At 56.2% G+C, this 8,781-nt stretch carries 8 protein-coding genes; 3 read left to right on the top strand and 5 right to left on the bottom strand.

Translation table 11 applies throughout. The features are described from left to right. The 4 genes from AQS70_RS05430 to nikA all read right to left on the bottom strand — a co-directional run. A partial coding sequence (locus AQS70_RS05430) for an ATP-binding cassette domain-containing protein (RefSeq protein WP_055101889.1) occupies positions 1–705 on the bottom strand: 705 nt, incomplete at its 3' end. Continuing rightward, on the bottom strand, positions 702–1,547 hold the full coding sequence (nikC, locus tag AQS70_RS05425; RefSeq protein WP_055101888.1) for a nickel ABC transporter permease subunit NikC: 846 nt from the start codon (positions 1,545–1,547) through the stop codon (positions 702–704). The genes AQS70_RS05430 and nikC, both read right to left, overlap by 4 nt. Continuing rightward, entirely contained in the window at positions 1,544–2,485 is a 942-nt protein-coding gene (gene nikB / locus AQS70_RS05420; protein ID WP_055101887.1) for a nickel ABC transporter permease subunit NikB, read from the bottom strand. The genes nikC and nikB overlap by 4 nt, the downstream gene beginning before the upstream one ends. Positions 2,486–2,487: 2 nt before the next feature. Next, the gene (gene nikA / locus AQS70_RS05415; RefSeq protein ID WP_055101886.1) at positions 2,488–4,062 is read right to left on the bottom strand and encodes a nickel ABC transporter substrate-binding protein; all 1,575 of its coding nucleotides are present in this window, start codon (positions 4,060–4,062) and stop codon (positions 2,488–2,490) included. Positions 4,063–4,154: 92 nt separating this feature from the next. On the opposite strand from nikA, the gene nikR reads away from it, so the two are divergent. Then, positions 4,155–4,571 carry a nickel-responsive transcriptional regulator NikR gene (nikR, locus tag AQS70_RS05410; protein WP_055101885.1) on the top strand — a complete coding sequence of 139 codons (417 nt, stop codon included), beginning with the start codon at positions 4,155–4,157 and terminating at the stop codon, positions 4,569–4,571. An 8-nt stretch (positions 4,572–4,579) separates the two neighbouring features. On the opposite strand, the gene AQS70_RS05405 is transcribed toward nikR, so the two are convergent. Further along, positions 4,580–5,794 carry an MFS transporter gene (locus AQS70_RS05405; RefSeq protein ID WP_055101884.1) on the bottom strand — a complete coding sequence of 405 codons (1,215 nt, stop codon included), beginning with the start codon at positions 5,792–5,794 and terminating at the stop codon, positions 4,580–4,582. A gap of 583 nt (positions 5,795–6,377) precedes the next feature. Here AQS70_RS05405 and AQS70_RS05400 point away from each other — a divergent pair. Beyond that, positions 6,378–7,709 (top strand): MFS transporter, encoded by a 1,332-nt coding sequence (locus AQS70_RS05400; protein WP_055101883.1) that lies wholly within the window; start codon positions 6,378–6,380, stop codon positions 7,707–7,709. A gap of 117 nt (positions 7,710–7,826) precedes the next feature. Then, on the top strand, positions 7,827–8,781 hold a 955-nt coding region (locus AQS70_RS05395), incomplete at its 3' end, for an OprD family outer membrane porin (RefSeq protein ID WP_055101882.1).

Raw genomic sequence — 8,781 nt, 5'->3', positions numbered from 1 at the left:
TGGGGCATTAAACAAGGTATGAACATCCGTCTGTTCGACGACTCGCCCGTGGGCCATGACTGAAACTTGGTCGGCGCAGCGCGCCACAACGCCCATGTCATGAGTAATCAACAGTACACCGAGGTTTCGCTGCGCGACTAACCGCTCCAACAGGTCGAGAAAGCGCGCTTGGGCAACAACATCCAAGTCACTGGTAGGTTCGTCGGCCAGTAAGAATTGGCTATCAGCAAGCAATGCCAAGGCAATCATGAACCGTTGCAACATACCGCCGCTGAGTTGAAAGGCAAACGAGTCAAGCACACGCTGCCCGTCGCTCAGCCCCACTTCGGTTAGGGTATCGAGGATTAACTGATCGGCTTGTGCACCGCGCACGCCTCGGGTGTTTAGCGTCTCGAGGGCATGCTGGCGCAATGAACGTACCGGATTGAAGGCGCTACGCGGGTTTTGCAACACCAGCGCGACTTCTCGTCCGCGTAACTGCGCTGGCTGTACCACTTGCCCGTCCAAACGCAAGGTGCCGCCGCTGCTGTGTACGCCAGGCGGCAGCAAATCGAGAATGCCCAGGCAGCTCAGTGACTTGCCAGAACCGCTGCCACCCACTAAGGCATGTACTTGGCCTGCTTTGAGGGTCAAGTCCAAACAGTCGACCAGCGTCCGTTGATGATGCCTCAGGCTCAGACCTTGAATACTCAGGGTTCGGTTCATTCTTTGATCTCCGCCAACACACTGGGGTCGAGTCGGTCACGCAGGGCGTCACCGAGCAGGTTGAAAGCCATCACCGAGATAAAAATCATTAATCCCGGCCACAGCAGCAGTTGTGGATGAGTCCAGATAAATTCCTTGGAGTCGTTGATCATCACGCCCCATTCCGGGGTCGGTGCGCCAACGCCCAAGCCCAAAAAGGACAGCCCCGAAACGTGCAACATCATATGGCCAATGTCCATCGATGCCAGCACCAGCAACTGCCCCATAACATTGGGCATGACGTGATGGCGCAGCCGCGAAAACCGCGAAGCCCCGGCCAAGCGTGAAGCCAGTACGTAGTCGCGATTGCGTTGGGCCAACACCATGCCGCGGACCATGCGCGCGTACCAGGCCCAGTGTGACAGGGCGATAGCGATAATCACGTTGGTCAGCCCGGTGCCCAGCAGAGCAATCAAGAAGAACGCTAGAACCAACGTTGGAAAGGTCAAAAACATGTCACACAGGCGCATCAAAAACATATCGACTTTACCGCCAACAATGCCAGCCACGGCACCAATGACCACCCCCAGTATCAGCACCAGAGCCAGTACCATGACGACGCTGCCCAGCGACCACTGCGTGCCGACAATCAAGCGTGAAAGCACATCCCGCCCCAAGTGATCCGTGCCCAGCCAATGACTGCTGCTGGCGGGCAATAGACGGTCGTCGAGGTTGACCAGCGTAGCGTCGTAGGGCGCGATCCAAGAGCCGAATAGCGCACACAGCAGCAGCACGGCGACCAATACATAGCCGACCCGCAATCCGCCTTTTTTAGCTGACAACACAGTCGTAAAAGTACTCATGCCATGACTCCTGACAGACGCGTGCGTGGATCAAGCCAGGCGTAGCAGATATCCACGACCAAGTTGCACACCACCAGTAAGGCCGTGAGCAGCAGCGTAAAGCATTGCATCACCGGGAAATCGCGATTAAGCACCGCGCTGACCGCGAAACGCCCAACACCGGGCCACGCGAAAATGGTTTCGATCACCAGCGCGCCGCCCAGCAGTTCGCCAATGTGCATGCCCGTGGCTGTCACCAATGGCATCCAAGCGTTGCGCAAAATGTGATCGCGCCACACTTGGCGCTCATTCAAACCGCGAGCGCGGGCATAAAACACATGCCGATGCTGACGCACGTCCAGCAAACTAGCGCGCAATAGACGCGCATTGATCGACATCGACATCAGCGCAATCGCTAACACAGGCATGATCAAGTGTTCTGGGCCGCCTCGGCCCATGGGTGGTAGCCAACCGAGCCACAGCGAGAGCAGGGCGATCAGTACAAATGCGAACCAGAAGTTGGGCATCGACACGCCGATAAAGGTGATAAAGCGCACCACCTGATCGGGCCAACGACCTTTCCAACGCGCCGCCGCGAGCCCCAAAGGAATACTCATCAGCAAGGTGACCAGCAATGCCAGGCCGCCCAACTGCAAGGTAGCTGGAAGGTAATACAGCACGTCATCCAGCACCGGGCGGCCGGTTATATAAGAGGTACCGAAGTCCAGATGCAGCGCATTCCACAGCCAGGTCAGGTACTGCTCAACCAGTGGTCGGTCGAGGCCCAACGCATGGCGTGCCTCGGCCAGTGCGGCGTCGGTGGGTGGGATCTGTGAAAGACGTAAATAATCCAGCGCCGGGTCGCCATTGCCCAAGTGCAGCAGGACAAACACGATCAACGACACCCCCAGCAATACTGGGATCAACAGCAATAGCCGCAAAATGATATAGCGCAGCATGGTTAGGGCTTCCCTGTCGCAGGACGCATCACCTCAAACGGTACGTCAAACAGCGTGCTGCCAAACTGCACGTTGTCGACTGTTTTACCGCTGACACTGATAGCCGTGAGGTACGAAATGGGTAGGTAGACTGCTTGGTCGTGCAGCGTGGTGAGGATGTTGCGATAACCCTCGGCGCGCTTGGTTTCGTCGGTTTGCCCTAGGACTTCGTAGATCTTCTGATCAATTTCGTCCTTCATGGGCAGCCCGCGTTGGGCCATGTAGTCGGCATGCCCGGCATAGCGCATGGAACTGACAAACGAGTGCGGATCGTAAGGCGCACCCCATGTGTCAGCGAAGATCATGCCAAAGCGGCCCTCACGTTGGCGCTGCACTAAAGAGCCTTCCTCTTCGGCCCGTAACTTAACGCTCATACCGATTTTTGCCAGCTCGCCCTGAATGATTTCAGCCAAGTTTTTTTGCAGGGCACTGGTGCCCAGAAAGACCAATTCAGTGCTAAGCGGCTGGCCGTCTTTTTCACGGATAGTTTTGCCCGCGGGCAATGTCCAACCGGCTTCATCGAGGGTTTGCCGAGCATGCTCAGGGTCATAAGGCAACGCCTTGAGGCCGAGGTTGGCGTACGGCATGTTGCTCGAAAACAGTGCATCGGCCCGCGGCTCTAGGTTGTGCAGCACTTTGGCGATAATCGTGTCTTTGTCCACGGCCTGATTGATGGCCTGGCGCACCACCCGTTCGTTGGTGGGTGCCAAGCCGGTATTCATTGCCACCGTGCGGGTGGCCAAGGGCGCTGAAATGGCCGTTTTGAAGCCAGAGTCGCGCAAACGCACAAAAGTCCCGGGAGAGATTTCACCTTCAGCGCCTTGAATCAGATCCACTTCGCCGGTTTGCAAAGCAATGGCGCGGCTGTCGGGGTCTGAAATCACCTTAACCAACACTGAGCCATAAGCCGGTTTTGGCCCCCAATAGTGTTCATTACGCGCGAAGCGATCGTATTCGCCGCGTCGAGTGTCTGTCAGCACCCAAGGGCCGGTGCCGATAGGTTTGCCGGGTTTGGCGTCGGGGGCGGCAAAGCGCAGAGGGCGTACTTGTGCCAGTTCCATCAGCGTCGGGTAATACGGATGTTTGAGTTGCAGCACCAGTGTGTGTTCGTCCGGGGCTTGTACGCTGTCGAGGGTCGAGACCAGTTCCATCCACTGATGGCGTTTGCTGTTAGTCATAACGGTGTCTAAATTGGCTTTGGCCGCCGCAGCATTGAACGGGCTGCCATCGCTGAACTGCACATCGTCACGCAAGGTAAAAGTGTAGGTTTTGCCGTCAGGAGAGACCGTCCATTGTGTGGCAAGCCAAGGCTCTAGCGTGCCATTAGCGGTGTAGCGTACTAATGGTTCATAGACCATGGCTTGGGCGTACATCTGGTTTGGCGAGTAACCCCTAGGGTCCAGCGGGCCAGCATTGGTCGGCCATGAATAGGTCAGTGTTGGGTCAGGCGTAGCGCTTAAAGCAGGCATTGCACTGACTCCCAAGCAGGCCCCCGTGATCCAGAGGGCAAGCTGTTTTTTCATCCTTAACTGCTTCACACTGCGTCTCCCAAAAGTTGATGGCCATCAGCCCATTAACGCGTTGGGTATGAAGTCTATGTAAAAAGCTCATAATTGCGAGGCTAATTTATATGCAAAGGGTCACTATTTCGTTGGACGATGCTTTGCTGAGCGCGATTGACGAGCGAGTTGACACTCATGGTTATCAAGGTCGCTCTGAAGCCATACGCGATTTGTTGCGTGCAGGCTTACAGGAAGAAGATGTCGCAGACCCCCAAGCGACCTGCGTGGCGACCTTGAGTTATGTCTACGATCACGGCACGCGTGAGTTGTCTAAACGTCTAAATAACGCGTTTCATGAGCACCACGACCTGACCTTGTCGACCTTGCACGTGCACCTCGACCACGGCAAATGCATGGAAGTCTCGGTACTAAAGGGCGCCGTTAGCGAAGTTCGAGAACTGGCTCGGCATGTCATGGCTGAGCGAGGAGTGCGCCATGGCAGTGCGCAGATCATTCCATTAGAAGCGGTCTCTGCCGAGGATTAAGGCCTGCCTCAACACGCAGTGAGGCGTGTAGCAATCCGCTTACGCCATAGCAGACGCCCGACGGTGATAGACCAATTACATACGGCAAGCCCCAGAATGAGCCATAGCAGCGTCGGCATGCCATCGCTGACAATGATCCGACCTGCGATCCACGGGAAGCCGAACACGCCGATAAAATACCCCAAGCTAAACAGCACCAGCGATTGCGAGGTCTGCCCGGCGGGCGCTTCGTTGGCGGCTAGGCCGTTGATCACAGAATAAGTCAGCCCATAACCGACCCCAAGCGTTACCGCTGCCAACACGTAGGTCGCGCTGGAGTTGACGGTAAAGATAAACATCAGTATCGAAAGAACAATCAAGGCCGTCAGCCCACACGCCATCCAGTAGGGATCGCGCTTGACAATAACCCCCGCAATGAACAAGCGACAGGTAATCACGGCGCTCATAAACCCCAGAAAGAACAGTGAGTAATCCAGATGGTTGAGCGCCGCGTAGGACGTTTGAAAGCTCGATAGCCCGCCGAAAATGGCACCGCCCAATCCGACCATAATAATCGCCCATACCGCTTTGGAGCCCAGCACTGTGACGCCAGCGCGCGGTGTGATCCTGCACACGCTGATGGGGCCGACTTTGGCGCTTTGACGTTTGAGGCGCGGGCCGATAAATATAAAAGCCAAGCCACCCAACAAACTGGCCGCAGTCGCCATCACAAAGGCCGTTTCCACGGGGTAACCCAGCGCTTCGCTGACTCGGCCAAGTAAAGGGCCAGTGCCGATCCCGGTCATCATGCTGCCTGACAGCAAGGCGAAATATTTAACCCTGCGTGCGGGTTCGATAATCATCGCCACGATAATCGGGCCCAAGGTATAAAACACGCCCCAGCCCAACCCCAGCATCAACCCATAAACCAACGCCGCAACACCGAATGCCTGAAGGCTGGCAAAGCCCAGACACGCGGCAGCCAACAATACGGCCGCCGCTGCGATCGCTTTGGCAGCGCCAAACAGATCGCTCAGATGCCCCGAGAAAATCACCGCAACAAAGGTGCTGAGCATGGCCGCCGAAAGAATCGTGCCCGCATCGGACTCACTGCCACCATGGGCGCTGAGCATCATGGCCAATAAGAACGTGGTTCCGTATGACACGGACAACAAATAACTGCCCAGACAGAGCAGGCCAAACACCCCATTTGAGGTGCCAGCGGTTGGCGAAGAGGAGGGCATTGGCGGGAAGTCCTTGCGCAGCGAAAAGTGCTTTTGTGCTCTTAATATCAGACTTCCTCACACCTGCGGATCCAATCATTTCGATCCTGAGGGTGCGATGCGCTAAACAAAACCTGAACATGCATCCAATGGATCCAATATCGTTTGTAGGCTCAGCCCAAGCACGCACCAGAGCATTAATTAGGGGTAAAAGGTAGTGCGATATAGGCGCTGGCCCACTTTAAGCACGAAGGTGCTCGATAATCGCACAGTAATATCGTGATCAATTAACTGTTATAACTAATTGATAAATAAGAATTTAATTTTATTTATGCGCGCTTAATATCGTGTTATTTCAGTATTCAAACCCGTCTGGCTTCGGCCCTCATCTTGCCTGTGGATCCATTAACAGGTTGACTAGCGGCCAGGTGATGTCGGAGATCTTGCCTCTGAGCGTTGCCCATAAAAACTACAAAAAGGGTCTCGTCATGAACGCCTTCTCAAGCGCTAAGAACCGCCTAGGTTCTGCCTGCTTTAAGTCTGTGAGTTACGCCGTGTTGTGTGGTTCTTTCGCTTCGGTGATGTCCGAGTCGGAGGCGCGAGCATGGCTATTGATCTGAAAACCACTGTCGACAATGGCCCAATGAGTTCTTTCCAATGGCTCGCCATCGGGATTTGCATTGTGCTCAACATGATTGACGGTTTTGATGTGCTGGTCATGGCGTTCACGGCGGCCTCGGTGTCGGCCGAATGGGCGTTAAGTGGTGCGCAAATCGGTATGTTGCTGAGCGCCGGTTTGTTTGGCATGGCAGCTGGTTCCTTGTTTATTGCGCCTTGGGCAGACCGCATTGGTCGTCGGCCCTTGATCCTCCTCTGTTTGGTGGTGTCAGGCACCGGCATGCTGCTGTCCGCCTTGAGCCAAACGCCCACTCAATTAGCCTTGCTACGCGGTCTGACGGGGTTAGGCATTGGCGGGATTTTGGCCAGCAGTAACGTGATTGCCAGTGAATACGCCAGCAAGCGCTGGCGGGGTCTGGCGGTGAGCTTGCAGTCCACCGGCTACGCTTTGGGCGCAACGCTGGGTGGGTTAATCGCGGTGTGGCTGTTGTCGCACTGGGGCTGGCGTTCGGTGTTTGTATTTGGCGGTGTGGTGACGTTTGCCGTTATCCCCCTGGTACTGCTATGGCTGCCGGAGTCGCTGGACTTTCTGCTCGCTCGCCGCCCGGCGACCGCCTTACAGCGCATTAATCGTCTGGCTGAGCGCATGGGCCAGCCAACGCTTAATAACCTGCCTGCTGCCGTGGCCAGCCCGGTCGGCGAAGGTAAAGGCGTAGCCAAGTTGCTGACACCAATGCTGCGCCGTACGACGTTGCTGATTTGGACGCTGTTCTTCTTGGTGATGTTTGGTTTCTACTTTGTGATGAGCTGGACGCCAAAGTTGTTGGTATCTGCTGGGCTCACGGCGCAACAAGGTATTACTGGTGGCGTGCTGTTGAGTGTGGGCGGGATCTTCGGTGCGGCGTTGGTCGGTGGCCTCGCTTCGCGCTGGCCGCTGACACGGGTGCTATCGCTGTTCATGTTGGTGACGGCAGGTTTACTGGTGCTGTTTGTCGGCTCGGGCTCTTCGGTCATGGCAGCCTTGGGGCTGGGCTTGATGATCGGAATGTTCTCCAACGGCTGTGTAGCGGGGCTGTATGCGCTGTCGCCGATGGTGTATGACGCCTCGGTGCGCACCACTGGCGTGGGCTGGGGAATCGGGATTGGCCGCATTGGCGCCATCCTTTCGCCAGTCGTGGCCGGTTTTCTGCTCGATGCGGGCTGGCAGCCACTGCACTTATACGGGGTGTTCGCCATCGTATTCGTGATCGCCGCTGCCTGTTTATTGCTTCTCAAACCGGGGGCAAGCTCGGCGCAACCGATGCCCTCTGTGGCCTGATTCCAGGCATTGATCAATGCCCGGCCTAGCCGGGCGTCTTCCTCGCGTATCACCTTGTCGGGCGGGCTTTTTCAGCTGCGGGGAGCGGCTGCGCTCAAAAAACGGAGAACAATAATAATGAAGAACACCATTGGCCTGCTGTCGTTGACCTTGTGCGCCCCCGTAATGGCGCAAGAACAAGGTTTTTTTGAAGACTCGAGCACGGATCTGCTGTTGCGTAACTACTACTTCAATCGTGATTTTCGTGACTCAGGTGCGCCGAAAAGTAAGGTGGATGAGTGGGCCCAAGGATTCATCCTCAAGTTCAACTCGGGTTACACCCCAGGCGTAGTCGGATTGGGTGTTGATGCGATTGCCATGCTGGGGGTGAAGCTCGACAGTAGCCGCGAGGCCAGCGGCTCTGAACTGTTGCCGGTACGCAGTAATGGGCGCGCCGCAGACAACTTCAGCCGCGCGGGTGTGGCGGCAAAAATGCGCTTGTCAGCCACTGAAATCAAAGTGGGTGAGCTGATGCCTGACGTGCCCGTACTGCGTTACGATGATGGCCGTTTGCTACCGCAAACCTTCCAGGGTGCCATGCTAGTGTCGAAGGAAATTGAAGGGTTGGGCCTGCAGGCGGGTCAGTACAGAAGGGTTAGCCTGCGCAACTCATCGGATATGCAAGACCTGTCGAGCTGGGCGGTACCGGGCGTCACCTCTGACCGTTTCAACTATGCAGGGGCTGAGTATCGTTTTAATCAGCAGCGTACTCAGGTGGGGGTCTGGCACGCGCAACTCAAAGACATCTACCAGCAGAGCTACTTCAATCTGTTGCACAAGCAGCCGATCGGCGACTGGGTGTTAGGCGCCAACCTTGGCTACTTTATCGACAAGGATGACGGTAGTGCGCGCATTGGCCATGTCAGCAGTCGCACAGCTTATGGTCTGTTATCCGCCGCGACGGGTGGGCACACAGTCTACTTGGGCTTGCAGAAGGTGAGTGGCGATACCAGTTGGATGTCGGTGTACGGCAGCAGCGGGCGAACCTTGGGTAACGACATGTTCAACGGCAACTTTAGCAATGCTGACGAGC

This window comes from Pseudomonas endophytica (assembly GCF_001411475.1).
Classification (GTDB): domain Bacteria; phylum Pseudomonadota; class Gammaproteobacteria; order Pseudomonadales; family Pseudomonadaceae; genus Aquipseudomonas; species Aquipseudomonas endophytica.
The sequence above is the reverse complement of the archived record's forward strand: the minus strand, read 5'-3'. Positions and strand labels throughout refer to the sequence as shown.

What these genes read in the sequence shown, in the direction of transcription:
- nikB (WP_055101887.1), bottom strand. Translation starts at nt 2,485, where the DNA reads ATGCTGCGCTATATCATTTTGCGGCTATTGCTGTTGATCCCAGTATTG.
- AQS70_RS05405 (WP_055101884.1), bottom strand. Translation starts at nt 5,794, where the DNA reads ATGCCCTCCTCTTCGCCAACCGCTGGCACCTCAAATGGGGTGTTTGGC.
- nikC (WP_055101888.1), bottom strand. Translation starts at nt 1,547, where the DNA reads ATGAGTACTTTTACGACTGTGTTGTCAGCTAAAAAAGGCGGATTGCGG.
- nikR (WP_055101885.1), top strand. Translation starts at nt 4,155, where the DNA reads ATGCAAAGGGTCACTATTTCGTTGGACGATGCTTTGCTGAGCGCGATT.
- AQS70_RS05400 (WP_055101883.1), top strand. Translation starts at nt 6,378, where the DNA reads ATGGCTATTGATCTGAAAACCACTGTCGACAATGGCCCAATGAGTTCT.